This is a genomic window from Lelliottia sp. WB101 (assembly GCF_003051885.1).
Classification (GTDB): Bacteria; Pseudomonadota; Gammaproteobacteria; order Enterobacterales; family Enterobacteriaceae; genus Enterobacter; species Enterobacter nimipressuralis.
Map to the genome: position 1 here is coordinate 3,647,256 of NZ_CP028520.1, position 25,147 is coordinate 3,672,402.

The 25,147-nt window shown below is 56.3% G+C and carries 22 protein-coding genes and 2 pseudogenes; 9 read left to right on the plus strand and 15 right to left on the minus strand.

Translation table 11 applies throughout. The features are described 5' to 3' along the window. The first annotated feature begins 34 nt into the window (after nucleotides 1–34). On the plus strand, nucleotides 35–1,426 hold the full coding sequence (locus DAI21_RS17665) for an L-cystine transporter (protein ID WP_100780489.1): 1,392 nt from the start codon (nucleotides 35–37) through the stop codon (nucleotides 1,424–1,426). A gap of 57 nt (nucleotides 1,427–1,483) precedes the next feature. Here DAI21_RS17665 and cedA read toward each other — a convergent pair whose 3' ends face one another. Continuing rightward, complete coding sequence (cedA, locus tag DAI21_RS17670; protein WP_123429053.1) at nucleotides 1,484–1,720, minus strand: cell division activator CedA; 237 nt, start codon at nucleotides 1,718–1,720, stop codon at nucleotides 1,484–1,486. A gap of 222 nt (nucleotides 1,721–1,942) precedes the next feature. Here cedA and katE point away from each other — a divergent pair, with 222 nt between their 5' ends. Beyond that, nucleotides 1,943–4,204, plus strand: coding sequence for a catalase HPII (gene katE / locus DAI21_RS17675; protein WP_107703795.1), 2,262 nt, complete (start codon nucleotides 1,943–1,945; stop codon nucleotides 4,202–4,204). A gap of 37 nt (nucleotides 4,205–4,241) precedes the next feature. Here the strand turns inward: katE and chbG are convergent, their stop codons facing one another. From chbG to osmE, 7 genes and pseudogenes are all read right to left on the minus strand, one after another. Further along, nucleotides 4,242–5,000 (minus strand): chitin disaccharide deacetylase, encoded by a 759-nt coding sequence (chbG, locus tag DAI21_RS17680; protein WP_107703796.1) that lies wholly within the window; start codon nucleotides 4,998–5,000, stop codon nucleotides 4,242–4,244. An 11-nt stretch (nucleotides 5,001–5,011) separates the two neighbouring features. Beyond that, on the minus strand, nucleotides 5,012–6,361 hold the full coding sequence (locus DAI21_RS17685; protein WP_107703797.1) for a 6-phospho-beta-glucosidase: 1,350 nt from the start codon (nucleotides 6,359–6,361) through the stop codon (nucleotides 5,012–5,014). Nucleotides 6,362–6,476: 115 nt separating this feature from the next. After that, nucleotides 6,477–7,310 (minus strand): annotated as a pseudogene (chbR, locus tag DAI21_RS17690) (transcriptional regulator ChbR); the annotation flags it as partial. A gap of 12 nt (nucleotides 7,311–7,322) precedes the next feature. Beyond that, nucleotides 7,323–7,670, minus strand: a complete 348-nt coding sequence (gene chbA / locus DAI21_RS17695) for a PTS N,N'-diacetylchitobiose transporter subunit IIA (protein WP_100780495.1) — start codon at nucleotides 7,668–7,670, stop codon at nucleotides 7,323–7,325. Between the two features lie 45 nt (nucleotides 7,671–7,715). Beyond that, entirely contained in the window at nucleotides 7,716–9,074 is a 1,359-nt protein-coding gene (gene chbC, locus DAI21_RS17700) for a PTS N,N'-diacetylchitobiose transporter subunit IIC (protein ID WP_100780496.1), read from the minus strand. A 79-nt stretch (nucleotides 9,075–9,153) separates the two neighbouring features. Further along, nucleotides 9,154–9,474 (minus strand): PTS N,N'-diacetylchitobiose transporter subunit IIB, encoded by a 321-nt coding sequence (gene chbB, locus DAI21_RS17705; RefSeq protein ID WP_100780497.1) that lies wholly within the window; start codon nucleotides 9,472–9,474, stop codon nucleotides 9,154–9,156. A gap of 259 nt (nucleotides 9,475–9,733) precedes the next feature. Further along, a complete protein-coding gene (osmE, locus tag DAI21_RS17710) occupies nucleotides 9,734–10,078 on the minus strand; it encodes an osmotically-inducible lipoprotein OsmE (RefSeq protein WP_100780498.1) in 345 nt (114 codons plus the stop codon). A 231-nt stretch (nucleotides 10,079–10,309) separates the two neighbouring features. Between osmE and nadE the strand changes: the two genes are divergently transcribed. Both nadE and cho read left to right on the plus strand, forming a co-directional pair. After that, on the plus strand, nucleotides 10,310–11,137 hold the full coding sequence (gene nadE / locus DAI21_RS17715) for an ammonia-dependent NAD(+) synthetase (protein WP_107703798.1): 828 nt from the start codon (nucleotides 10,310–10,312) through the stop codon (nucleotides 11,135–11,137). Between the two features lie 135 nt (nucleotides 11,138–11,272). Then, complete coding sequence (gene cho, locus DAI21_RS17720) at nucleotides 11,273–12,178, plus strand: excinuclease Cho (protein ID WP_100780895.1); 906 nt, start codon at nucleotides 11,273–11,275, stop codon at nucleotides 12,176–12,178. Here the strand turns inward: cho and ves are convergent. The 7 genes from ves to DAI21_RS17755 all read right to left on the minus strand — a co-directional run bounded on the left by ves (nucleotide 12,147) and on the right by DAI21_RS17755 (nucleotide 19,849). Next, complete coding sequence (ves, locus tag DAI21_RS17725; RefSeq protein WP_107703799.1) at nucleotides 12,147–12,713, minus strand: environmental stress-induced protein Ves; 567 nt, start codon at nucleotides 12,711–12,713, stop codon at nucleotides 12,147–12,149. The genes cho and ves overlap by 32 nt on opposite strands. A gap of 297 nt (nucleotides 12,714–13,010) precedes the next feature. Further along, the gene (gene spy / locus DAI21_RS17730) at nucleotides 13,011–13,499 is read right to left on the minus strand and encodes an ATP-independent periplasmic protein-refolding chaperone Spy (RefSeq protein WP_107703800.1); all 489 of its coding nucleotides are present in this window, start codon (nucleotides 13,497–13,499) and stop codon (nucleotides 13,011–13,013) included. 327 nt (nucleotides 13,500–13,826) lie between these two features. Further along, a complete protein-coding gene (gene astE / locus DAI21_RS17735; protein ID WP_107703801.1) occupies nucleotides 13,827–14,792 on the minus strand; it encodes a succinylglutamate desuccinylase in 966 nt (321 codons plus the stop codon). A 9-nt stretch (nucleotides 14,793–14,801) separates the two neighbouring features. Continuing rightward, nucleotides 14,802–16,127 (minus strand): N-succinylarginine dihydrolase, encoded by a 1,326-nt coding sequence (gene astB, locus DAI21_RS17740; protein WP_107703802.1) that lies wholly within the window; start codon nucleotides 16,125–16,127, stop codon nucleotides 14,802–14,804. Then, complete coding sequence (gene astD, locus DAI21_RS17745; protein ID WP_107703803.1) at nucleotides 16,114–17,601, minus strand: succinylglutamate-semialdehyde dehydrogenase; 1,488 nt, start codon at nucleotides 17,599–17,601, stop codon at nucleotides 16,114–16,116. The genes astB and astD overlap by 14 nt, the downstream gene beginning before the upstream one ends. After that, nucleotides 17,598–18,632, minus strand: a complete 1,035-nt coding sequence (gene astA, locus DAI21_RS17750) for an arginine N-succinyltransferase (RefSeq protein ID WP_100780505.1) — start codon at nucleotides 18,630–18,632, stop codon at nucleotides 17,598–17,600. Before astA ends, astD begins: the two co-directional genes overlap by 4 nt. Next, on the minus strand, nucleotides 18,629–19,849 hold the full coding sequence (locus DAI21_RS17755) for an aspartate aminotransferase family protein (protein ID WP_107703804.1): 1,221 nt from the start codon (nucleotides 19,847–19,849) through the stop codon (nucleotides 18,629–18,631). Before DAI21_RS17755 ends, astA begins: the two co-directional genes overlap by 4 nt. 433 nt (nucleotides 19,850–20,282) lie before the next feature. Here DAI21_RS17755 and xthA point away from each other — a divergent pair, with 433 nt between their 5' ends. From xthA to DAI21_RS17780, 5 genes and pseudogenes are all read left to right on the plus strand, one after another. Next, nucleotides 20,283–21,089: an exodeoxyribonuclease III gene (xthA, locus tag DAI21_RS17760; protein WP_102103494.1), complete on the plus strand. Its 807-nt coding sequence runs from the start codon at nucleotides 20,283–20,285 to the stop codon at nucleotides 21,087–21,089. Nucleotides 21,090–21,095: 6 nt separating this feature from the next. Further along, a complete protein-coding gene (locus DAI21_RS17765; protein WP_107704286.1) occupies nucleotides 21,096–21,776 on the plus strand; it encodes a TVP38/TMEM64 family protein in 681 nt (226 codons plus the stop codon). 21 nt (nucleotides 21,777–21,797) lie between these two features. Continuing rightward, complete coding sequence (locus tag DAI21_RS17770; protein WP_234419533.1) at nucleotides 21,798–22,961, plus strand: ABC transporter substrate-binding protein; 1,164 nt, start codon at nucleotides 21,798–21,800, stop codon at nucleotides 22,959–22,961. Further along, a pseudogene (locus DAI21_RS17775) lies at nucleotides 22,934–24,468 on the plus strand (thiamine ABC transporter permease). The gene DAI21_RS17770 and the pseudogene DAI21_RS17775 overlap by 28 nt, the downstream one beginning before the upstream one ends. Next, nucleotides 24,468–25,085: an ATP-binding cassette domain-containing protein gene (locus DAI21_RS17780; protein WP_100780510.1), complete on the plus strand. Its 618-nt coding sequence runs from the start codon at nucleotides 24,468–24,470 to the stop codon at nucleotides 25,083–25,085. Before DAI21_RS17775 ends, DAI21_RS17780 begins: the two are co-directional and overlap by 1 nt. Nucleotides 25,086–25,147 lie beyond the last annotated feature (62 nt).

Consider the following 25,147-nt stretch of genomic DNA (forward strand, 5'->3'; position numbering starts at 1 on the left):
TATACCGGTCGGATTATAAATCAGGAGAACGGGGATGAATTTTCCACTTATCGCGAACATTGTGGTGTTCGTTGTCTTGCTATTGCTGCTGGCGCAGACGCGTCACAAGCAGTGGAGCCTGGCAAAAAAAGTACTCGTCGGTCTGGGAATGGGTGTGGTATTTGGTCTGGCACTGCAGGCGATCTACGGCTCTGATAACCCGGTTCTGAAAGATTCTATTCAGTGGTTTAACGTAGTCGGTAACGGCTATGTACAGCTGCTGCAAATGATCGTCATGCCGCTGGTCTTCGCCTCTATTCTGAGCGCGGTTGCCCGTCTGCATAACGCCTCTCAGCTGGGTAAAATCAGCTTCCTGACTATCGGCACCCTGCTGTTCACCACGCTTATTTCCGCGCTGGTCGGTGTGCTGGTCACCAATCTGTTTGGCCTGACCGCAGAAGGTCTGGTACAGGGCACCGCGGAAACCGCGCGCCTGGCCGCTATTCAGACCAACTACGCTGGTAAAGTGGCCGATCTGAGCGTGCCTCAGCTGCTGCTCTCCTTCGTGCCGAAAAACCCGTTTGCCGACCTGACAGGCGCAAACCCGACATCCATTATTAGCGTCGTGATTTTTGCTGCCTTCCTGGGTGTGGCCGCGCTGAAACTCCTGAAAGACGATGCGCCAAAAGGCCAGCGCGTACTGACCGCCATCGACACCCTGCAGAGCTGGGTGATGAAGCTGGTGCGTCTGGTTATGCAGCTGACGCCGTACGGTGTGCTGGCTCTGATGACCAAAGTGGTTGCCGGTTCTAACCTGCAGGACATCATCAAGCTGGGCAGCTTCGTGGTCGCCTCTTACCTCGGCCTGATGATCATGTTTGTCGTCCACGGCATTCTGCTGGGTGTGAACGGTGTTAGCCCGCTGAAATTCTTCCGTAAAGTGTGGCCAGTGCTGACGTTTGCCTTCACCAGCCGCTCCAGCGCCGCGTCTATTCCGCTGAACGTTGAAGCGCAGACCCGTCGTCTGGGTGTACCAGAATCAATCGCGAGCTTCTCCGCCTCATTTGGCGCAACCATTGGTCAGAACGGCTGTGCGGGTCTGTACCCGGCAATGCTGGCCGTCATGGTTGCTCCTACCGTCGGGATTAACCCGCTCGACCCAATGTGGATTGCAACGCTGGTCGGTATCGTCACCGTAAGCTCCGCCGGTGTGGCCGGTGTCGGCGGTGGGGCTACCTTCGCCGCGCTGATCGTGCTGCCTGCGATGGGCCTGCCGGTGACGCTGGTCGCGCTGCTGATCTCCGTCGAACCGCTGATCGACATGGGCCGTACCGCGCTCAACGTCAATGGTTCTATGACTGCCGGGACGCTCACCAGCCAGTGGCTGAAGCAGACCGACAAAGCTGTCCTCGATAGCGATGAGAACGCCGAACTGGCGCACCGTTAATCGTTTACCGCACCCAATAAAAAAACCGCCTCTGGCGGTTTTTTTTTATCTCTGCGTTTACTCAATATCCCCATCCTGGCGGATTTGCATGGCCCAGCGCTGGGCCGATTCCGGAACCGTAAACGTCGGGGAACGGCGAAAATGCTCCCCCATCAGGACAAAGGCCACGTATTTTCCCCGCAGCTGCCAGACGTCGCGAAAACCATCCACTTTCAGGGCATGGTCTGGCGGCGCAGGTTCGACGCGGGGTACGTAGCTGATGACACGACGGTTTTGTTGACGAAATGGTTTCATAAGCGACTGGTTCACTAAAGCAAATTCTGGAAGCAGGAAATTCCTATCATAGCCGATTCCCCCCTGACGCGTCGCGCTTTGGATGCGGTATGACTGCTCTCGCGATGCCAGTTACCCGAAAAGTCTCAGTCTGGCAGGTTGTTTGTCACATTGTTCTATAGTTAATGGGGCTTTTCGCCACAACGACCGTATTTCAGCAATGAAACCCAGGAGACGAGTGCAATGTCGCATCAAAAAGACAAGACCGATAAACATCATCAGTCACCGATCCACGGCGACGAAGAATCAAAACCCGGTATGGACTCGCTGGCCCCGGAAGATGGCTCCCATCGCCCTTCGCCTTCGCCGTCAGCCCCAGGAGAGCAACCTACCGCGCCGGGTAGCCTCAAATCCCCGGATACGGGCAACGAAAAACTGCATTCACTGGAGCCGCATCGCAAAGGCGGCGAGAGTTTCCCGCTCACCACCAATCAGGGCGTGCGCATCGCCGATGACCAGAACTCCTTGCGTGCAGGAAGCCGCGGCCCGACCCTACTGGAAGATTTTATCCTGCGGGAGAAAATCACCCACTTTGACCACGAGCGAATCCCGGAACGTATCGTTCACGCCCGCGGTTCTGCCGCCCATGGCTATTTCCAGCCCTACAAAAATCTGAGCGATATTACCAAAGCGGATTTCCTCTCCGACCCGGATAAAGTGACCCCGGTCTTCGTGCGATTCTCCACGGTACAGGGCGGCGCCGGTTCAGCCGACACCGTGCGCGATATCCGTGGTTTCGCCACCAAATTCTATACGGAAGAAGGTATTTTTGACCTTGTCGGCAACAATACCCCGGTGTTCTTCATTCAGGACGCCCATAAGTTCCCGGACTTCGTCCACGCGGTCAAACCTGAGCCGCACTGGGCTGTCCCGCAAGGGCAAAGTGCCCACGACACCTTCTGGGACTATGTTTCGCTCCAGCCGGAAACGCTGCACAACGTGATCTGGGCGATGTCCGATCGCGGTATTCCGCGCAGCTACCGCACCATGGAAGGCTTCGGTATTCACACCTTCCGTCTGATTAACGCCGAAGGCAAAGCAACGTTCGTGCGTTTCCACTGGAAGCCGGTGGCGGGTAAAGCCTCTCTGGTGTGGGACGAAGCGCAAAAGCTGACCGGGCGCGATCCCGATTTCCATCGTCGTGAACTGTGGGAAGCCATCGAAGCGGGCGATTTCCCGGAATACGAACTGGGGCTACAGCTGATTCCGGAAGAAGATGAGTTCAAGTTTGATTTTGATCTGCTCGACCCTACCAAACTGATCCCCGAAGAATTGGTGCCCGTGCAACTGGTGGGCAAAATGGTGCTTAACCGCAATCCGGATAACTTCTTTGCGGAAAACGAACAGGTGGCGTTCCATCCAGGGCATATTGTCCCAGGGCTGGATTTCACCAACGATCCTCTGCTGCAGGGGCGTTTGTTCTCCTATACCGACACGCAAATCAGCCGTCTCGGTGGGCCTAACTTCCACGAAATTCCGATTAACCGCCCGACCTGTCCTTACCATAACTTCCAGCGCGACGGGATGCACCGCCAGGATATCGACACCAACCCGGCGAACTATGAACCGAACTCGATCAACGACAACTGGCCGCGCGAAACCCCGCCAGGGCCAAAACGCGGTGGCTTCGAGTCCTATCAGGAGCGGGTGGAAGGGACCAAAATCCGCGAGCGCAGTCCGTCGTTTGCCGAGTATTACGCCCATCCTCGCCTGTTCTGGAACAGTCAGACGCCCGTTGAGCAGGAACATATCATCGGCAGCTTTAGCTTTGAGTTAAGCAAAGTGGTGCGTGAATACATTCGTGAACGGGTGGTCGATCACCTGGCGCATATCGACATTAAGCTCGCCCAGGGCGTGGCGGATAATTTAGGGTTAACCCTCACCGATGAGCAGCGCAATACGGCGCCGCCGAAAGAGGTTAACGGCCTGAAAAAAGATGCCTCCCTGAGTCTTTATGCCGTGCCGGGCGGAACAATTAAGGGCCGCGTGGTGGCGGTACTGCTTAACGACAAACCCATCGCCAAAGATGTGCTGGCGACCCTGAAAGCGCTGAAGTCGAAAGGCGTGCACGCGAAACTGCTCTACTCCCGCATGGGCGAAGTGAAGGCTGACGATGGCTCTGTCCTGCCCGTCGCCGCGACGTTCGCCGGATCACCGTCCCTCACCGTGGATGCCGTGATTGTGCCGGGCGGCGATATTAAGAGCCTGCTCACCAATGGCGATGCGGCTTACTATCTGCTGGAGGCCTATAAACACCTGAAACCTGTCGCGCTGGCAGGCGATGCGCGTCAGTTTAAATCGCTGCTGAAAGTGGCAGAAAAAGGTGAAGAAGGGATTGTCGAAGGAGATAAAGTCGGCGCACCGTTTATGGATCAGCTGTTCGATCTGATGGCGGCGCATCGGGTGTGGTCACGAAGCGCTAAAATTTCAGCGATTCCGGCATAACAAACCACCGGGTAGGCTGATGCCTACCCGGCTATTCTTACAAATCGCTAAACGTCCCTAAACGATACCCACGTTCCGCAATCGCATACTTCAGCGAGGGCGACGTCAGCACATCCAGTTCAGCCAGACGCGGCCAGCAATAGGCGCTTTTGCGCACCGTATTATCGACAAACGCCGGGTGCGCCATGATCTCCAGCGAACGTTCACCGCGCGAAGCCGAGCCATCCAGTACCTGCAACAGCAGCGCTTCGCTGATCGCATCGCCATAGAACTCGCTGCTGAAACCCTCGGTAGTCGGCGCACGGCCGAGCGGCAAATCGTGCAGGGCCAGCACCTGACGGTCCACACGCATCGCCACACCTTTACGCGCCGCAAATTCGGCCACCAGCGGGAAAATCGCCGGGATCATATGCACATGATGATGGCTGTCGAGGTGCGTCGGTTCGCGGCCAAAGAGATCGACGAAGCGATTGAACTGACAATCTAGTTCGCGGGCGATTTCGTCGAGCGGCAGCGCCCCCTGCTCCGCCATCTCCCAAATCCATTTCCCCAGCACCCCGTCGCGCGTTAGCCCCGGCATGGGTGAGAGCGGCATCCCGAGCGTCAGCACGAAATGCATCCCTACGCCCAGCTTCGGCAGATCGCGGCTTAACGCTGCGGCATGTTCAATCGCCTCGCCGTTGACCAGCGCGGTGGTCGATGTGACCATCCCGTGGCGACAGGCTTCGATGATGCCGTAGTTTTGCCCTTTGGAGAGTCCAAAATCATCGGCATTCACGATCAACAGATTTTCCATCTCTGTTCCTCTCAGCGTTGTTTAAGCTTCTCAGCCGTGGCCGCAAAGTTTGGCAGCCATTTTTCATGGGCGAGAATCATTTCGCGGGCCAGGGATTCTGCGTCGCGGTCGGAGTGGACCAGCGGACTCAGGTTCAGGGCCAGCAACACGTCGTTAAATTCCCCGCTCAGCGCCGCATGGCTGGCTGCGATTTCAAAACCTTTGATGGTGTGAATCAGGCCCATCACTTTGTCGTCGAAATGGGTGATGCGAGAGTGCGGTTTCGCCCCGTCCCGACCAAGAATACAGGTCATTTCAACCGCCCAGTCTGCCGGGATGTTGTCGATATGCCCGTGGTGCGGCACATTCACATAATGCTCAGCCTGTTTGTCATTGTAGATGGCGTTAATGACTTCACAGGCCGCATCGGAGTAATACGCCCCGCCGCGCTGCTCAAGTTCTTTCGGTTTGACGTTAAGATTAGGATCTTTATACAAATCAAAGAGCTGTTTTTCGACTTTCTGCACGACCTGCGCGCGAGCCCCGCCTTTATAATACTCGCCCATTTCGATGGCCAGCATCTCTTTCTGCTTGAAGTAGTAGAGCAGATACGAGCACGGCAGCAAATTCAGGGAGCGAATCAGCCCTTCGCTGAACGGCAGATCGAAGATGTTTTTCACCGAGCCGGCGGTCAGTCGGCCCGAGGCCACGCCGTCAAGCAGTTCGGCAAAGCGTGACTCTCCGTTGACGATCACATCTTTGATAAAGACCATGTGGTTCAGGCCGAAAAGATCGATAGAGAGATCGTCGCTGTCGGTCAATTTCAGCACATCGCGGATAAACATTTTCATGCCAATCGGAATGTTGCACACGCCGATGAAACGTTTGAATCCGGTGTGGCGATAGACCGCTTCCGTGACCATCCCGGCCGGATTGGTAAAGTTGATCACCCACGCCTGCGGGCAGATCTCTTCCACGTCTTTAATGATGTCAAAAATTACCGGAATGGTGCGCAGGCCTTTAAACAGACCGCCCGCACCGTTGGTTTCCTGCCCCAGATAGCCGTGGCTCAGCGGAATACGCTCATCCAGTTCACGGGCTTTCAGCTGGCCAACGCGCAGCTGGGTGGTCACGAAGTCGGCATCTTTCAGTGCCTGACGACGATCTAACGTTTTGTGTACGGTTAACGGGACACCGGCTTTCTGCACCATGCGCTGGCACAGCTCGAAAATAATATCGAGTTTTTCCTGCCCTTCTTCCACATCCACCAGCCATAATTCGCTGACCGGCAGTTCATGATAACGTTTCAGAAAACCTTCGAGCAATTCCGGGGTATAACTGCTGCCGCCGCCGATGGTTACGACTTTCAATTTCTTTTGCATAATATCTCCCTTAGCGTATCAGGTTAACCGCCTGCAAAGTATAGCGTGGCATTCCCGCTATTTTGGGCAAGCGTTTAAGTCAATATTCCTGGCGAGTTACTTCGCCGTGAGTCAATTAATTATTCATTACCGTTAAATTTTTACGGTAGCTGTTAGGCGTGAATGAAGTGAATTTCTTAAAGGTTTTAATAAACAGGCTCGGGCTACTGTAACCCGATTCATAAGCAATATCAGTGACCGAATAGTTAGTTATTTCCAGCTGCTTTTTGGCGAAATTAATACGAATACCGTTAATGATTTGCACCGGTGTTTTTTGGTAATAACGCTGAGTGGCGCGGGTGAGATATTCCTGCGATTTACCCGACAGGGCAATCATGTTCTCCAGCGCATTATCGCCAAACTGATGTTTGTCGTGCATTAACTCTACGGTAGTCCGCAGCCACTGCGGGATATCATCGATCACCTGCTGCTCATCGCGATGGTGGCGCAGGCGGTTCATCACATAAAACGTGACCGTTTCAATAAACTCATCGAATTCGCTGTCACGGAAGTTCAGCGAGGCGATAACCGTTTCGATCCAGGTCATAAACTCGTTTTTAATGCGATACACCTGCGATGCCACGAAGCAGAATGGCACCAGGGGTAAGTAGTGTTTCTCGAAGAAACGTCTGCTCACACCGACGTTCAGAATGCGCGTCGCCCCGAATTCATAAAAGCTCTGGTGATACGACCCCATCGGCAGAAAGACAAAGTCGCCGCGCTCCAGCAGCACGCGCTTGCCGTTGATCTCCTGGTAGTAGCGCCCGGTCAGAACAATCGTGAACTCGTAGTAGTCATGCTGATGCAGACCGCTTACGCTTTCCGTTTTGTTGTAGATAACCACGTGAAAATTCTTGCCGTTAAACAGTTGCTGCTCAAGTGCGGTTTTAATTTCCATCGTGTTTACCTCCGGCGGCCTGACTTATTGCATCTTCTCGTGAAGCTCAATGAGCTCAGCAACCAGCTCGCGAGCCAGCATTGAGGTCATCAAATGATCCTGGGCGTGAACCAGCACCAGACTCACCTTCATTTTACCTTCTCCCTGGTCGCCTTCAATCAGCTTAGTTTGTACCAGGTGTGCTTCGTTCAGCGCCGTGCGCGACTGATCCATCATGCGTTTCGCTGCGGCGAAATCGCCCTGCTTGGCTTGTTTGAGTGCGCCGTACGCCAGGCTGCGTGCCTGTCCGGAGTTAATGATAAGCCCCATCACTACTTCTTCAAGATCGTTCTCAACGGCCTCGTCTGCCACGATAGTATCCAAATCAAACATCATTTCTCTCCTTTTACAGGCGCGGGTTTCCCCGCGCCGGACCTCTTAGAATTTCAGTGCGTTAGCGATGTCTTCTTCGCTTTCCTGCTCATCAATGACCGCCTGAGCCTTGTTCGACACTGCCACGAATGGCAGGTAAACCAGCGTCGATACACCCAGGTTGAACAGTGCCACGCAGAGTGCGGCGATACTGCCGTTACTGTTGAAGAAGGCACCAAGACCGGTTGGCATCGTCCATGGTGCCAGGTTCGTTACCGGCGGGATAATACCCATCGAGTAAGCAGCCAGCGTAATGGCGGCCAGAATCGGCTGAATCAGCACGAACGGGATAAACATGACCGGGTTCATGATGATTGGCAAACCAAACAGAATCGGTTCGTTAATCTGGAAGATACCTGATGGCAGTGCCAGTTTCGCTACCTGACGATGATCCGCGCGGCGTGAGCCGATGAAGATAGCGATAATCAGACCGAGCGTCGCCCCTGAACCACCCAGCAGGATGTAGGAATCCAGCATCGGTTTCGCCCAGAAGTGGAACTCTTTACCGGCGGCAATCGCCGCTTCTACGGAACCGTACTGGTTATACAGTGCGATGTTTTCCAGCGCCCATGGGGTCATGATGCCGTTATCCAGCGCGGTGAGCGCCAGTGAGCCGTGCACGCCGAAGAACCACAGCAGGGAGTTAAAGATAACGTAAGCCCAGCCCACTACGCTGCCCATTGATGCCAGCGGCGTGGAGATAGAATCCATAATGATCTGGTGGAAGTTGCTGCCGTGGTTGGCCAGCAGCCAGGAGAGCACACCGAAAATGGACAGGATCAGGAAGCCTGGGATTAACGCCGAGAAAGAGCGCGACACGGAAGACGGCACGCTATCTGGCAGGGTAATGACCCAGTTGCGACGAATCACAAAGGTGAACATTTCCGCCACGATCAGGCCAATCACCATCCCGGAAATAATATTCTGACCGCCCAGCCAGTTTGCACCGACGGCATAGGCTTCACCAACGCTGTAAGGTGTCACAGTCATAAAGGCCGCCACAGCCAACAGACCGGCTGCCATTGGGTCGACTTTACGCTCTTCCGCTAACGCAGAACCAATGAAAAAAGGCGCCATCAGCGACATAATGCCCAACGTACCGTTGTACACGTTGCCGCCGATGGCTTTAAAGCCATTCAGGGTTTCAATGGTGGAAGCGTCTAACCGAATGCCCATAGAATAGAAAAACGAGCCTTCGCCAAAACTTAAAAAGACGTTATTAATTAATACGAACATGGCACCGGCCAGGGTCAACGGCATTAATTTAATAAAGCCATTTTTAATCGCATTAATGTGGGGCTGCTTTCCTATTTTAACAGCAAAAGGAAGGAGTACCTTTTCAAGAGAGCTAATAACTTGACTCATAGAAATTACCCTTAAATGCCGCAACAAATATTGCGGCGTAAGTGTGTGAAATAACTCTTTGACGGGAAAAATTTAAATTTTAATTAGCGGCAGCTTTTTTAATTGAGGCGACTGCAGCTTTAAGTACACCTAAACCATCAATTTTGCCGTACAGCACAGAATCGATCACTTCTACAGGTTTGTTCGGTAATAAACGCTGGATTTCTGGCAACATATACGCAATCTGTGGACCCAGTAAAATCACGTCCGCGGCCTGACCTTTTTCGCCTGCCAGCGTTTCGGGAAACGCTTCGATAACGACAGGAACTTCATACTTTTCGGCCTGCGCACGCATCTTGGAAACCAGTAGCGACGTTGACATGCCCGCAGAGCAGAACAGGTAGATATGTTTCTTTTCCATAGCAACTTCCCTCTTGTATGACCCTCACCATCGCCCTTCAGCCCGCTGATGAGTGTTACTTTTGTTTGTCATTGAATGGAGTATACGGCAAGGCATAGGGAGCGGATAATTCAGCACGAGTCACAATTGTCTCTCCTTGACCTGTCGTTTTGACTGCCCTCACAGTTTAGGCAAATAATTCGCGCAAAGAAATAAGATTATTGCAGGCATAAAAAAACCGGCACATTGGCCGGTTTGTTACATTGCTCAAGCAAGCAGGTTATTGCGCCTTAGGTGCCTGTGGGTCGGTGTCGTACTCAGCACAGGTCTGATAACCTGAGTTGATCACGTGTCCTGTATCGTCCAGAGCCACAAAGTAGGTCTCTGCTTTACCATCACGTTGACCCAGAATATAAGTCTGGCAGGTCCCACGTGCGTGGATCATAGTGACTTCGGAAGAAGGTTTGCCAGCCACCTGCGCTACCTGCGCACGGCTCATCCCTTTCTTCACATCTTTAACTACCGGCTGTGTGAACTGATCGGTTGTGCGATCGTAAGCTGTACAGCCCGCCAGCATAGTCAATACCGCCGCTGCACTTAAAATTCCCGCTACATTCTTGTTCATTTTCCGTCCTCTTGTTTATCAGCGTGTTATCTAAGCATGGGATAAAAAATTCGATTCTTCAACTTTGTCTGCGAAGCGGGATGTTTTTCGGAAAATTCTAATAAAACAACGATAACCTGCTAAATCGTCGCAATTTGCCGCACTCGAAACTGTGATCCTTGTCGTTTTACGCCCAAAGGGTTAGTTTTAACGGATACTCATTCTGCTTCGTTTTTGCTAATGGAGGGCGTAATGGCTCTGCAACAAGAGATTATTCATGCGCTTGGCGTAACGCCTGCGATAGATGCTCATCAAGAAATCCGCCGCAGCGTCGATTTTTTGAAATCCTATCTGAAAACGTATCCGTTCCTGAAGTCACTGGTACTTGGCATCAGCGGCGGTCAGGACTCTACCCTGACCGGTAAACTGTGCCAGCAGGCGATCTCAGAATTACGTCAGGAAACGGGTGACGACGCGCTGCAGTTTATCGCCGTGCGCCTGCCTTATGGCGTCCAGGCCGACGAGCAGGATTGCCAGGATGCAATCTCCTTTATCCAGCCCGATCGCGTGCTCACCGTGAACATCAAAGGCGCGGTATTAGCCAGTGAAAAGGCGCTGCGCGAGGCCGGCATTGAGCTGAGCGATTTCATTCGCGGCAACGAAAAAGCCCGCGAGCGCATGAAAGCCCAGTACAGCATCGCCGGAATGACCAAAGGCGTTGTGGTCGGCACCGATCATGCGGCGGAAGCGGTCACCGGTTTCTTCACAAAATACGGCGATGGCGGTACCGATATCAACCCGATTTTCCGCCTCAATAAACGCCAGGGTAAGCAACTTCTTGCCGCGCTGGGCTGCCCGGAGCACCTCTATAAGAAAGCGCCGACCGCCGATCTGGAAGACGATCGCCCTTCCCTGCCGGATGAAGCGGCGCTGGGAGTGACGTACGACAATATCGACGATTATCTGGAAGGCAAAACGCTCGATGAGAGTATCGCCCGCACTATTGAAGGCTGGTATCTGAAAACCGAGCACAAGCGACGCACGCCGATTACCATCTTCGACGACTTCTGGAAACGCTGATTCCCATAGCGCATTGCCGGGTGGCGCTACGCTTACCCGGCCTATTTTTATCCCTGCGATGACCGTAAGCCCTACGTACACTGCCCGCCAGACGAAGCCGCCTCTTTTTTAACCACTCACTCTTTGCTACACTGTATGCCTGAACAGTATCAGGAGTCTTTTGTGAGCAGGCGTCAATCTGCCCCGCGTCTTGAATTTGAAGCGGGGGCTATCTACGAATATCCCGAACATCTTCGCCCCTGGCTGGAGGCACTGCCGAAACAGCCTGGCGTCTATTTCTTTCATGGCGAAAGCGAAGCGATGCCGCTCTATATCGGTAAAAGCGTCAATATCCGCAGCCGGGTGTTATCGCATTTACGCACGCCCGACGAGGCCGCGATGCTGCGCCAGTCGCGGCGCATCACCTGGACGCAAACCGCCGGGGAGCTGGGCGCGCTGCTGCTCGAAGCCCGGTTGATCAAAGAACAGCAGCCGCTGTTCAATAAACGTCTGCGCCGCAACCGCCAGCTGTGCTCGCTGCAAATCACCGACGGCAAACCGCAGGTGGTTTACGCCCGTGAGATTGATTTCTCCCACGCGCCGAATTTATACGGCCTGTTTGCCAACCGCCGCGCGGCGTTGCAGGCGCTGCAATCTCTCGCTGATGCAGAGAAACTTTGCTACGGGTTATTAGGTCTGGAGTCGCTTACGCGCGGGCGCGCCTGTTTTCGTTCCGCGCTGAAGCGCTGCGCCGGGGCGTGCTGCGGCAAAGAGAGTGTGGAAGATCATCAGATGAGGTTAAAGGCCGGGCTGGCGGCGATCAGCGTGACCTGCTGGCCGTGGCAAGGCGCCATTGCGCTGAAAGAGACCAGCAACGCCATCACCCACTACCACATTATTCACAACTGGCTGTGGCTGGGGGCCGTCGACACGTTAAACGACGCCGCGGCCCTGCTGCGCACGCCTGCCGGGTTTGATCAGGACGGCTACAAAATTCTCTGTAAGCCGCTGCTCTCCGGGCAGTATGAAATCATTGAACTGAGTGACCCGGCAGCCACGTAATCTCACTGAACAGCAGCGTTCCTTCTGATTCCAGTAAGCGCAGGGTGTGTATGCCATCCTGCCAGCTGGCGCCCTGATCGGCGGTAAGGAATTTGTCACCCAACTGCCAGGCACCGCTCAGAACGAACACCACCCCGCCGCGCGAGGCGAAGGTGGTAAAGGTGCGATCCGCCACCCGCACGTTGGCCTTGCAGCGATCGCGCTTCGTCATGATATTGAAATCCATCGACATCTGCCCTTCCGTGAGCTTCGCCTTCACCGGATGGTCGCCCGCAAAACTGAATGGCTGGTGACGCTTCAGGGTATGGCAAAAGGTCTGGCCCGCATCGAGGGTCACTTCGCCGCCCTCAATCAGAGTAATCACCCGATCGACGCCGGGAAAGAGAGAGAATTCGCCGTTGCTGGCGATAGAAGCAATACTGGCGCGCCAGTGAAAATCACGGGTCGCACTGGGAAAGCAACAAATCTCACGGGTTTCACCCGCGCCATTACGCCAGAGATTCACCGGCATTTTGCGGATATCAAAAAACTCCATCACCACTCCTGAAAGGCGCAATCGCGCCAGAGCGACAATATCAAAAGCGTCGCTGTCTTGATTGTTATCGTTAGGTAATCACAGACGTATTATCGGCAGCAATGCAAAGGGGCCTTAGGCTCATGGTGAAAAAAACTCTAACGCCCTGACTCTGTTAAGCATTCTCTGAACCGACTACAGGAGCATACCGTGATGGCAGCGCGAGACAAGAGGGTGTGAAAGAAAAAACCGCCGGACCTGTCCACAGCGAATGCGCTTTTGTGAACAGGTTTCCGGCGGTCTTAATATGTTGTGCTGTTATTCAGCAGGCGGAGCCATTTTACCTTCTGGCGCCGGACGTTCTGTCAGACGCTTCTCAAAATTGGCATTAAATTGCTTTTTCTGTTCCGGGGTCAGAATGTTGTAGATCTTATTCTGAGTTTTCATGCGGGCCAGCATACCGGCTTTGTGCTGCTCGGCCATTTTGTCGATCTGCGCTTCGGCTTTCGCTTTATCGAAACTGTCGCTGGCAATGATGTCATGCATTGCGCGGCGTTCTTCCAGCGGTGGACGTTTCATCTGGTCGCGCTGGCTTTTCATGATGTCACGCACCTGTTGTTTCTGTGCATCCGTCAGGTTCAGGTCTTTAAACATCATGTCGTGATGCATACCCGGCTTGCCTTTGTGATGCATCATCTTGCCTTCAGCAGGTGCTGCGGTCGTGGTCGCGGTATCCGCAGCGAACGCCATGCTGGTAGCGCCCAGAGCCAGGGTAGAAGCAACAAACAGTGCAGTTAATTTACGCATAATTGTTTTCCTTACTTTCAGTTATTCTTCGGCGCTATGCCGTGTTGACGAGATTAACTTTACGGGGTTTATCGTCAATTAGTCAGAGCAACGGTAAAACAATGAAAGTGTAAAAAACAATTTATAACCAAATGTGGAGGAATTAAGGATAAAGCGTGGAGAGTTGAAACAAAAATATTCAATTAGCTGATTTTAAAGAGATTGTGAGAGAGTATAGCGAACTGGAGATTAATAATAAAGCAGGTATCCAGGAATAATCTGTAAACTTTACGCGATCGCCATAATAGATAATTTCCCGCCTCTCTGTCAGACGCGGGAAATTATGCCTCAGCCTATTTTTTCCAGCATCAGTCCCGCCCGCAAACCAAAGGCCACAGCCGGATTGGGAAACAGCACGTACTCCGTCGTTTTCTGCACCTCGTAGCGCTCATCGCCATCTTCTGCCAGTAAAATCCCCTGGCGGAACGGCGTGAAGTTTAGGGTATGCGCCGCCATGTGCAGCCGGAACGCGTCGCTGCGACGGGTGATTTGCTGCACCACCCGATAGCGCTCAACTACTTCGGCATGCGGCTCAGGCTCAACGCCCGCGAGCAGCGCCCGCAGCGCCAGATGCGTTGGGGCAAATCGCGTCAGATCGTTATGGCCAAACGGCAGCGCTTTGCCCAGCTCCAGCGTGCAGGCCAGCGCGCCGAAATGCTCACAGGTGAAATGGGTAAAGGTTCCGCCCGGCGACTGATGGAACACCAGCGCTTCGAGTCCTGCATCGCCCAGCCAGTCCAGGAACCGTTCATCCCAGGGCTGCTCGCGCTGGGGCAACACGCCAAAGCGAACGTGATACGACGCCCGAATGGCGGTGTGTAGATCCAGATGCCAACGGTCCGGCCCGGCTGCCGCGTAGAACTCGCTGACGGCGTTTTCCAGCACCGGCACGCGTGCCGTCTCCTCACAGGGTGCAAACTGCGCCGCGCGACCGCCAAACATCCGGTTAATATCACTCTCCAGATAGCGTTTGTTGTGCGCCAGCGCCGCAGGGTTCCCGAGCACCACCAGCACACGGCAGCGCAGGGAAATATCCCCGTGATACAGCGCGCGGATCAGCAGATCGACAATCTCCACCGGCGCGGTTTCATTGCCGTGAACACCTGCCGAGAGCACCAGCGCGCGGCCGCTCTCGTCAAACGGGGTCAGTTCCAGCAGCCCGCGCCCATGCCATTTCCAGTGAAACGACGCCCCGTCACCCTCTTTTTCAGCGGGCGTTTCATCGGCCAGCGTCAGCGCCAGTAAATTCTCCATGCTCTCTCCTTAGCGCTGGAACGGATAAACCGAACCGAGCTGCAGGATCGTGGTCAGGGCGTCCAGCGCCTCGCGCCCTTCGCGCAACAGCTGCGGATCGACCAGATCCGCCTGCGTCAGCTGGTCGCGGTAATAGCGGTCCACCCAGTTGTTCAGCGTGTTAAACAGTGTGTCATTCATTATTACTGCGGGGTTTACTGCCTGCATTTCTGCCTGTGTCAGGACGACGCGCAGACGTAAACAGGCTGGTCCTCCGCCGTTAGCCATACTTTCACGCAGATCGAAAACCTTCAGCTCGCTGATGGGATTATCGGCCTTCACCAGCTCGCTCAGATAGCGCCATACACCCTGATGGTTGTGCGACTCTTGGGGCAGCACCAGCATCATGCTGCCATCGTCACGGCTCAACAGCTGGCTGTTAAAGAGATAGGTTTCCACCGCATCCTGCACGCTCACAGCGTGCGTCGGAACCTGAATCGGCGTAAAGCCCGGAACGCGCTCCGCAAGATTTGCCAGCAATTTATCCTGCTGAGCAAACGCCTGTTCATGACAGAACAGCACCTGACGGTTCGAGACGGCGATCACGTCATTGTGGAACACACCCTGATCGATCACCTGAGGATTCTGCTGGGCATACACCACCTGTCCCGGATTCACCTGATTGAGACGCGCCACCGCCTGGCTTGCCGCCAGCGTCTGCCGCGCCGGGTAGCGCACGGGGGCATGGTGACTGCTTTCGTCGCGGCCATAGATAAACAGCTGCGTTGCCGGATCGCCATAATCCCCGCCCAGACGGTTATGGTTGGCCGCCCCTTCATCGCCAAACATGGCGACCTGCGGCAGTGCCTCGTGGACGCTAAAACGTTCCGCATCGCTGAAAATGGCGCGCAGCACGCGCTCAGTGGTCACCGCCTCCGTCGCGCGATGGAATTTGTTATTGAGGTTGGCGACGGTGAGATGCACTTTGCCGTCCAGGGTATCCGCCGAGGGCGCGACGGTGGCCGCGTTAGCGACCCACATCGACGACGCTGAGCTGGCCGCCGACAGCAGATGCGGCACCTGAGTACCGGCTTTTTCCACCACCTGTTCATCGCTGCCGCTAAACCCAAGCTGGCGCAGGACCTCGACGTTCGGGCGCTCCTGCGGCGGGATCACCGCCTGCGGGAAACCGGCATCGGCCAGGGCTTTCATCTTTTGCAGCCCCTGCTTCGCCGCAAGCTTTGGGTTCGACACCTGGAAGCGGTGTTTCGTCGAGGCTTCGTTACCAAATGACAGCCCGGCATAGTGGTGGGTCAGCCCCACCAGCCCATCAAAGTTGACCTCACGCGCTTTCATGGCCATCCCCTTTGCTAAAATCAAGCCCCGGATTGAGGGTTTCTGGCAGAGTCAGCGCGGGAGTTTCGAGGCTCGCCATCGGCCACGCGCAGTAATCTGCCGCATACCAGGCGCTGGCGCGATGGTTGCCGGAGGCGCCCACGCCGCCAAACGGCGCAGTGCTCGCCGCACCGGTCAGGGGTTTATTCCAGTTCACAATTCCGGCGCGCGCTTCAATCAGCAGCGTGTCGAATTTCTCGCGATCCGGTGAAATCAGGCCGCTCGACAGGCCATAGCGCGTATTGTTCGCAAGCGAAATCGCGCTGTCGAAATCGTCATAGCGCCAGACGCACAGCAGCGGCCCAAAGGTCTCTTCATCCGGCACATCGCTCGCCGCGCTCATTTCCACAATCCCCGGCGTCAGTAGCGACGTGCCTGGCTGGATAAGCTTTGGCTCGAGCAGGCTTTTCCCGCCGCGCGCCACGTGATCGCGCCAGGCGTTGACCACGTTCTGCGCCGCCTGTTCGGAGATCAGGCCGCCGATAAACGGCTGCGGCTCGGCGTCCCACGCATCAGGTTTTATCCGCGCGCTCACTTCCACTAAGCGCGCCAGAAACGCATCGCCCTGCGCGCCGCGTTTAACCAGCAGACGGCGCGCGCAGGTACAGCGCTGCCCGGCGGTGACAAACGCCGACTGGATAGCCAGATGCACGGCGGCATCGATATCATCAGGATCTTCAACGATCAGCGGATTATTGCCGCCCATTTCCAGTGCCAGAATTTTTTCCGGCTGGCCCGCCAGTTGGCGATGCAGCTGATAGCCGGTCCCCGCGCTGCCGGTAAACAGCAGCCCGTCGATATCACTCAGCGCGCTCAGCGCCTGACCGGTTTCACGCCCGCCCTGCACCAGGTTCAGCACGCCCGGCGGCAGACCCGCCTGTTCCCACAGTTTCACCACCGCTTCGCCACTCCAGGGCGTCAGCTCACTCGGTTTGAAGATCACGGCGTTTCCCGCCAGCAGCGCAGGCACAATGTGGCCATTCGGCAGATGGCCGGGGAAATTATAGGGGCCGAAGACTGCCAGCACGCCGTGCGGGCGATGGCGCAGAGTGGCCGCACCGTCGGCCATCTCCGTATGCTGCTCACCAGTACGAGTGTGATACGCCTTCACCGAGATCGCGATTTTGTTGATCATCGCCGTGATTTCCGTCGCCGCTTCCCAGCGCGGTTTGCCGGTTTCACGGGCGATAATGCTGGTCAGTTCGACTTTATTGGTCTCCAGCAGTGACGCGAATTTCTCAACGACCGCCTGACGCAGGCTAAACGGCTGTTTGGCCCACGCTGGGAACGCAGCGCGTGCGGCTTTGCAGGCCTGTTCCACCTGCGCGGCGCTGGCATCTGCACCCGTCCACAGCGCCTCTTTACCCACCGGGTTGGTTTTCACGCGGCGTTCGCCTTCACCCGTCACCCAGTCGCCATTAATCCATAAACTCATGCTGTTTTCTCCTCGGGGCAGAGTCGCACCAGGCGCACTGTGTCGCCTGCGCTACATTTCAGGGCATCCAGCTGGGCTGCGGTCAGCACCAGTCGTTCACATTTTGGATTCGCGTGCACCAGCATGGCGCGAAAATGGTCGTACTGTTCATTCGCCACCAGGCAGGCTGGTAATTCACCTGGCGCAGGCTGCCCTTCGGCGACCGTCACCAGACGGCTTTTACGGATGGCGCGAACGCGATCGATATCGCACTCCAGCGTCGGGCCACCGTCAAAAATATCGACATAGTTCCGATAGCGGAAACCCTCTTTCTCCAGCACCGCGCGCGCGGGTGCCGTCTGCGGATGGACTTCGCCAATCACGGCCTGCGCTTCGGGGGTGAGGAAATGGGTGTAGATCGGATGTTTCGGCATCAGCTCGGCGATAAACGCTTTCTGCCCGGTGCCGCACAGATAGTCCGCGCGGCTGAACTCCATCGAGAAGAAGCGCTCGCCGAGGCTTTCCCAGAACGGGGAGTAGCCGGTTTCGTCGATCACGCCGCGCATCTCCGCCACCACTTTTTCATTAAAGCGGTCGCGGAAGGCAGCCATAAACATAAAGCGTGATTTAGAGAGCAGATAACCATTGCCCTCTTTGCGCCAGGCCGGGTCGAGAAACAGGGTACAGAGTTCGCTGCTGCCGGTGTGATCGTTGCTCAGTGAAAGCGTCGGCAGCGCGTTATAAATGTTCAACTCTTTCGACGCGTGAACCAGCGTCCCCACCCGGTAGTTGTACCAGGGTTCATTCAGGCCGACCGCCACTTCAATGGCGCAGATCCCGGCCACGGTTCCTGTATCCGTCTCTTCCAGAACAAAGACGTATCCCTGTTCGCTTTTCGGCACCGTCCCTTGCCAGGTATGGATGGCGCGCTCGATGCGCGCCGACAGCGTTTTTTCGTCGGCAGGAAGCGAGGTCAGCCCGCCTCCCGTCTTACCGGCAAGCTGCATAAGCCCGGCGAGATCGCCGCGCTCAACGGGACGGATGACCATCATGATGACACCCCGGATTTCACCTGTTCACAGGCCAGCGCAAAGCGGTCCAGGCCGGTGGTGATCTCTTCTTCACTGACAATCAGCGCCGGGGCAAAACGCACCACGTTCGCGCCTGCGATCAGCACCATCACGCCCGCTTTTGCTGCTTCCTGTGAAATAAGTTTAGCTTTTCCGGCAAATTCAGCGGTCAGTTCGCAGCCAATTAACAGCCCCAGCCCACGAATGTCTTTGAACATGCCGACCTTGCTGTTGATCGCATTCAGGCGCTCAACAAACCAGTCGTGACGCTGTTTCACGCCGTTTAACACCGCTGGCGTATTGATGATATCCAGCACCTGGCCCGCCACTGCGGATGCCAGCGGGTTACCGCCGTAAGTGGTGCCGTGGGTGCCGACGACCATCACGCTGGCACATTTATCGGTGGTGAGCAGCGCGCCAATCGGGAAGCCACCGCCCAGCGCTTTCGCCGTCGACAGCACATCCGGCGTGACGCCGTAGTGCATGTAGGCGTAAAGCTCGCCCGTACGGCCAACGCCCGTCTGCACTTCATCAAAAATCAGCAGCGCGTTGTGCTGGTCGCACAGCTCGCGAAGCCCCTGCAGGAATGCTTTATCTGCCGGAACCACACCGCCCTCGCCCTGCATCGGCTCGACGATCACCGCACAGGTGTCGTCATTAATCAGCGCTTTGGCAGACTGCAGATCGTTAAACACCGCGTGACGAATGTCCGGCGGTAACGGGGCAAAATCCTGGGAGTAGGCGGGTTGCCCACCGGCGCTGACGGTAAACAGCGTGCGACCGTGGAAGGCATTTTTGAACGCCACAATCCCGCTTTTCTGTGCGCCGAAATGGTCGTGGGCATATTTGCGTGCCAGCTTCAGGGCCGCTTCGTTGGCCTCAGCACCGGAGTTACAGAAGAAAATTTTCTCGGCAAAGGTCGCGTCGATCAGCTTTTTCGCCAGGCGCAGCGCAGGCTCGTTTGTGTAGCCGTTACCGGTATGCCAGAACTTCGCCGCCTGATCGTTGAGGGTCTGACGCAGCGCCGGGTGTGCGTGCCCCAGCGCGTTCACGGCAATACCGCCCGCAAAATCAATGTACTCTTTACCCTGCTGATCCCACAGGCGTGAGCCTTCCCCGCGTACCGGAATAAAAGCCGCCGGAGCGTAAACCGGCATCATCCATTCATCAAAATTTTCACGCGTAATTGACAGAGACATAGCGACCTCATCCGGTAAATAATAAGTTGTTTAAATGTTAAATATTTGAGTGTTTGCACTGTGAATGTAGATTGCAGAGTTCGTGCCAGCCAGCGATAAAAATGCATAAACGGGTTGCCTGGACAGAATATCAATGAGTTAGAATATGGAGTTATTCACTGTTAATGCATATTAAGTGAATATTTTTACGATAAGCGGCGGTTCGCGGGACGAAAACGAGAAATATTATTCACAAGCAAAATATAATTCTGGAATTGTGATCGCTCGCGAAATTTATTGACCGTTTACGCCCCTTTTGGGGGCAAGGCGCGTCGAAATGGTGCAAAAATTGCACCGTCGGCAGGATCTGTTGCAGTTATTGGTCTAACCCGGTAACAGGCGGCGCAAATTCTGCTACCATCCATGCACTATTCACCTTGCACTGGCAGCGACTATGAAATTTGTCTCTTTTAATATCAACGGCCTGCGCGCCCGCCCTCACCAACTGGAAGCCATTGTTGAACAACATCAACCTGACGTGATCGGCCTGCAGGAGACAAAAGTTCACGATGATATGTTCCCGCTGGAAGACGTTGCGAAGCTGGGTTACAACGTCTTTTATCACGGTCAGAAAGGCCATTACGGCGTGGCGCTGTTAACCAAAGAGACGCCTGTCTCGGTCCGCCGCGGCTTCCCTGGCGATGACGGTGAAGCACAGCGCCGCATTATCATGGCCGAGATCCCGTCCCCGCTGGGTAATATCACCGTTATCAATGGCTACTTCCCGCAGGGCGAAAGCCGCGACCACCCAACCAAATTCCCGGCAAAAGCGAAGTTCTATCAGGATCTGCAGGATTACCTGAACACCGAGCTGAACAAAGAAAATCCGGTATTGATCATGGGCGACGTGAATATCAGCCCGACGGACCTGGATATTGGCATTGGCGAAGACAGCCGCAAACGCTGGCTGCGCACCGGTAAATGCTCCTTCCTGCCGGAAGAGCGCGAGTGGATGGATCGCCTGATGAGTTGGGGCCTGGTAGACACCTTCCGCACCGCCAACCCGGAGACACAGGATCGCTTCTCATGGTTTGATTACCGCTCAAAAGGCTTCGACGATAACCGCGGCCTGCGCATCGACCTGCTGCTGGCAAGCCAGCCTCTGGCCGAGCGCTGCATCGAAACCGGGATCGACTACGATATTCGCAGCATGGAAAAGCCGTCCGATCACGCGCCGGTCTGGGCGAAATTCAAGCTGTAAGTGCCGGTGAACGCGTCAAAAATCCTCTTCCTGTGCGCCCTTTTGGGCGCATTTGCTTTGCTCATCACGCAACTGCCGCCGGGATTTCTCTCCCTGGATGCGATCCGCGCCCATCGGCTGATGCTGCTGGATAACGTCGACCGCGCCCCGGTGCAAAGTGCCGCGCTCTATTTCGCCCTGTATGTGCTGATTTCCACCTTTTCGATTCCTGGTGCGGCGCTGTTAACACTGCTTGGCGGCGCGTTATTCAGCTTCTGGGAGGGGATGGTGCTGGTCTCTTTTGCCTCGACGCTGGGGGCGACACTGGCGATGCTCGCCAGCCGCTATGTGCTGCGCGACTGGGTGCAGCGCCGCTTTGCGAAACCGATGCAGACGGTGAATGAAGGGGTGAAACGCGATGGCGCGTTTTACCTTTTTGCCCTGCGCCTGATGCCGGTGTTCCCGTTTTTTCTGGTTAATCTGCTCTGCGGGCTGACCTCTCTCGGCGTGGCGCGTTACTGGTGGGTTAGCCAGCTGGCGATGCTGCCCGCGACTGTGGTTTTCCTCAATGCCGGGCGCGAGTTGGGGCAACTGACCTCTCTGCGCGATATTCTGTCGCCGGGAGTGCTGATCGCCTTTACACTGTTAGGGTTATTGCCGCTGATCGCTCGCTGGCTGTTTTCTCGCTTCACCCCTTCATCTCATTAACAGGGAGGCATTATGCGCCGTGTGCGTTATTGCGTGTTTCTGACCGGGCTGCTGCTGGCAACTCCGGTGCTCGCCGCCAGCGACTGGCAAACCGTTCAACAGGAAGCCAAAGGGCAGACCGTCTGGTTTAACGCCTGGGGTGGCGATCCGGCGGTGAATCGATATCTCGACTGGGTAAGCGATGAGATGAAAACTCACTACGCTATTACCCTCAACATCGTGCATCTGGCGGATGCCGCCGATGCGGTCAAACGTATCCAGACGGAATCCCGCGCCGGGCGGACCACCCAAGGTTCGGTCGATTTACTGTGGGTCAACGGCGAGAACTTCCGCACGCTGAAGCAGGCGAACCTGCTGCAAAGCGGTTGGGCGCAAATGCTCCCCAACTGGCGGTATGTCGATACCACCAAAACGGTGACTGAGGATTTTGCCATCGCCACCGACGGCGCCGAATCTCCGTGGGGCGCAGCACAACTGACGTTTATCTCGCGACAGACTTTGCTGCCTGAGCCACTGCGCGATCCTTCCGCTCTGCTCGGATACGCGAAACAGCATCCCGGTAAAGTGACCTATCCACGCCCGCCTGATTTTACTGGTACCGCGTTTCTGGAACAGCTGTTACTTAACCTGACGACTACACCCGACGCGCTAAAAACCGCGCCCGATCCCCATACATTTGATGCGGTAACCGCCCCTCTGTGGCGCTATCTCGACCAGCTTCATCCCCTGCTCTGGCGTGAAGGGAAAGATTTCCCGCCGTCACCGGCACGAATGGATGCCCTGCTCTCCAGCGGCAATCTGAATCTCTCCCTGACCTTTAACCCGGCGCACGCCCGGCAGAAGGTGGCCAGCGGCGAGTTACCTGCTGACAGCATAAGCTTCGGCTTTGCCAACGGAACAATTGGCAATGTCCATTTCGTGGCGATTCCTGCCAACAGCAGCGCCAGCGCCGGAGCAAAAGTGGTGGCGAATTTCCTGCTGTCACCACCCGCACAACGTCGCAAAGCCGACCCGAAAATCTGGGGCGATCCGAGCGTGCTGGACCCGCAAAAACTCCCCGCTGAGCAGGCTCACGCCCTGCGCCAGTTTATCCCGGTCGGTTTACCCGCCATGCTGCCTGAGCCACACGCGGCGTGGGTGAATGCTCTGGAGCAGGAATGGCTGCGTCGCTACGGCACCCGCTAGGCTGGCTGGTGTGGCTGGCAATGGCGGCCATTTACGCGCCGCTGTTTCCCGCCACCGCCATGCTCCTGTCCCCTGCATTTTCTGCCGCCGGGTGGCAATCCCTGTTTCGCGATCCGCAGCTGCCGCAGGCGCTGATCGCTACCCTGGTCTCAACGACCCTCGCCACCCTCGGTTCGCTTTTTATTGCGCTCTGTATCCTGTCTGCCCTCTGGCCCGGCAAACGCTGGCAGCAGATGAATGGCCGCCTGCCATGGTTACTCGCCGTGCCGCATGTCGCCTTCGCCACCAGCGTGCTGCTGCTTTTTGCCGAAGGCGGTGCCGTTTATCCGTTTTGCAGCGCCTGTTCGCCAGTGCTTGATCCCTATGGAATAGGCCTTGGCGCGACAATGGCGGTGAAAGAGAGTGCCTTCGTGCTGTGGGCGATTTACGCAGTGCTGCCGGAAAAGATCCTGGCGCAGAAAATGGTGGTGCTGCAAAGCCTCGGTTATTCCCGCATTCAGGGGCTGTTCTGGCTGGTTCTGCCGACCATTGCCCCGGCACTGGGCGCCGTGATGCTGGCGGTGGTGGCCTGGTCCCTGTCGGTGGTGGATATCGCCATCATTCTCGGGCCGGGTAATCCGCCGACACTGGCGGTGCTGGCCTGGCAGTGGCTGAGCCAGGGCGATGCGGAGCAACAAATCAAAGGCACGCTGCTGTGTCTGGTTTTACTGCTCCTGCTGACGATGTTTACCGCGGTGGGGTTTGCGCTCTGGAAAGCCTGGCGACGCACGCTGCCCGCCACGTCCGGTCACCGCCACAACGCCGGGCCGCCCGTAACGGGAACGGCGCTTGGCTGGCTGCTGCCGCTCTGTGGGCTGCTGTGTGCCGGAGCGCTGCTCCTGCTGGCGCAGCACCGCGAGTTTTATTTCGCGCTGTTTCACGCCAGCCTCTCGTTTGCTCTGTTTTCCGCCCTGACTGCACTGGCGATTATTTTGCTCTGGCTGGAGTGGGGTCCGTCGCGCGGAGCGCTCTGGCTGTGGCTGCCGCTGGCATTGCCCGCCCTGCCCCTCGTCGCCGGGCAATACCGTCTGGCGCTCGCGCTGGGCGTTGACGGCGGCTTTCTGGCGGTGCTGTGGGGGCATCTGCTGTGGGTACTGCCCTGGACGCTGCTGGTGCTGCAGCCGGCCTGGCGCAGGCTCGATCCGCGCCTGATCCTGATCGCTAAAACCCTCGGGCTGTCGCGCAGTCAGCTGTTTTTTAAAATCAAATGCCCGCTGCTGGTGCGCCCGATCCTGATTGCTTTTGCCACCGGGTTTTCCGTGAGCATGGCGCAGTATCTGCCGACGCTGTGGCTCGGCGCCGGGCGATTTGCCACGCTGACCACCGAAGCGGTGGCGCTTAGCAGCGGCGGCAGCAGCGCTATTCTGGCGAGCCAGGCCTTATGGCTATTGGCGCTTACCGCCGCCGCGTTTGGGCTGGCGGGGGGTTATCGCGTCTCGCTGGCTACTATCGACAGGGGTTACGTTAATGTTGACGGTCAAAAATCTCACCCTCGAACCGCTCCTGCGCAATGCCAGTTTCAGCGTTGCGCGCGGGGAAATTCTGACGCTGATGGGCCCCTCCGGCAGCGGAAAATCGACCCTTTTTGCCTGGCTGGTGGGCGCCCTCTCCGCCGATTTTCACGCTCATGGCGAGCTGTGGCTTGACGATCAGCGGCTCGATACGCGCCCGGTTGAAAAACGCGGGATCGGCATTTTGTTCCAGGATGCGCTCTTGTTCGATCACTTTAGCGTCGGACAGAACCTGATGCTGGCGCTTCCCGCGCAGATCCGCACGGCGCGCCGTGAGCGGGTTGAACAGGCGCTTGCCAGCGCCGGTCTGGCGGGGTTTTATGCCAGCGATCCGGCCACGCTGTCGGGCGGTGAACGCAGTCGTGTTAGTTTGCTGCGTGCCCTGCTGGCGCAGCCGCGCGCGCTGTTGCTGGACGAGCCTTTTAGTCGTCTGGATAAATCCCTGCGCGTGACGTTTCGTGAGTGGGTATTCGCTGAGGTTCGTGCCCTGAATATCCCGGTGGTGCTGGTCACGCACGATGAAGAGGACATTCCGGCGGGCGGACGTGTGATTCAGCTGTCCGACTGGCAGTAAACCCTGTGCTAACGCAAGGAATTCTGTTTTGGGGGAGACGAAAATGACGCACCTTTTATATG

What these genes read in the sequence shown, in the direction of transcription:
- DAI21_RS17665 (WP_100780489.1), top strand. Translation starts at nt 35, where the DNA reads ATGAATTTTCCACTTATCGCGAACATTGTGGTGTTCGTTGTCTTGCTA.
- cedA (WP_123429053.1), bottom strand. Translation starts at nt 1,720, where the DNA reads ATGAAACCATTTCGTCAACAAAACCGTCGTGTCATCAGCTACGTACCC.
- katE (WP_107703795.1), top strand. Translation starts at nt 1,943, where the DNA reads ATGTCGCATCAAAAAGACAAGACCGATAAACATCATCAGTCACCGATC.
- chbG (WP_107703796.1), bottom strand. Translation starts at nt 5,000, where the DNA reads ATGGAAAATCTGTTGATCGTGAATGCCGATGATTTTGGACTCTCCAAA.
- DAI21_RS17685 (WP_107703797.1), bottom strand. Translation starts at nt 6,361, where the DNA reads ATGCAAAAGAAATTGAAAGTCGTAACCATCGGCGGCGGCAGCAGTTAT.
- chbA (WP_100780495.1), bottom strand. Translation starts at nt 7,670, where the DNA reads ATGTTTGATTTGGATACTATCGTGGCAGACGAGGCCGTTGAGAACGAT.
- chbC (WP_100780496.1), bottom strand. Translation starts at nt 9,074, where the DNA reads ATGAGTCAAGTTATTAGCTCTCTTGAAAAGGTACTCCTTCCTTTTGCT.
- chbB (WP_100780497.1), bottom strand. Translation starts at nt 9,474, where the DNA reads ATGGAAAAGAAACATATCTACCTGTTCTGCTCTGCGGGCATGTCAACG.
- osmE (WP_100780498.1), bottom strand. Translation starts at nt 10,078, where the DNA reads ATGAACAAGAATGTAGCGGGAATTTTAAGTGCAGCGGCGGTATTGACT.
- nadE (WP_107703798.1), top strand. Translation starts at nt 10,310, where the DNA reads ATGGCTCTGCAACAAGAGATTATTCATGCGCTTGGCGTAACGCCTGCG.
- cho (WP_100780895.1), top strand. Translation starts at nt 11,273, where the DNA reads ATGCCTGAACAGTATCAGGAGTCTTTTGTGAGCAGGCGTCAATCTGCC.
- ves (WP_107703799.1), bottom strand. Translation starts at nt 12,713, where the DNA reads ATGGAGTTTTTTGATATCCGCAAAATGCCGGTGAATCTCTGGCGTAAT.
- spy (WP_107703800.1), bottom strand. Translation starts at nt 13,499, where the DNA reads ATGCGTAAATTAACTGCACTGTTTGTTGCTTCTACCCTGGCTCTGGGC.
- astE (WP_107703801.1), bottom strand. Translation starts at nt 14,792, where the DNA reads ATGGAGAATTTACTGGCGCTGACGCTGGCCGATGAAACGCCCGCTGAA.
- astB (WP_107703802.1), bottom strand. Translation starts at nt 16,127, where the DNA reads ATGAAAGCGCGTGAGGTCAACTTTGATGGGCTGGTGGGGCTGACCCAC.
- astD (WP_107703803.1), bottom strand. Translation starts at nt 17,601, where the DNA reads ATGAGTTTATGGATTAATGGCGACTGGGTGACGGGTGAAGGCGAACGC.
- astA (WP_100780505.1), bottom strand. Translation starts at nt 18,632, where the DNA reads ATGATGGTCATCCGTCCCGTTGAGCGCGGCGATCTCGCCGGGCTTATG.
- DAI21_RS17755 (WP_107703804.1), bottom strand. Translation starts at nt 19,849, where the DNA reads ATGTCTCTGTCAATTACGCGTGAAAATTTTGATGAATGGATGATGCCG.
- xthA (WP_102103494.1), top strand. Translation starts at nt 20,283, where the DNA reads ATGAAATTTGTCTCTTTTAATATCAACGGCCTGCGCGCCCGCCCTCAC.
- DAI21_RS17780 (WP_100780510.1), top strand. Translation starts at nt 24,468, where the DNA reads ATGTTGACGGTCAAAAATCTCACCCTCGAACCGCTCCTGCGCAATGCC.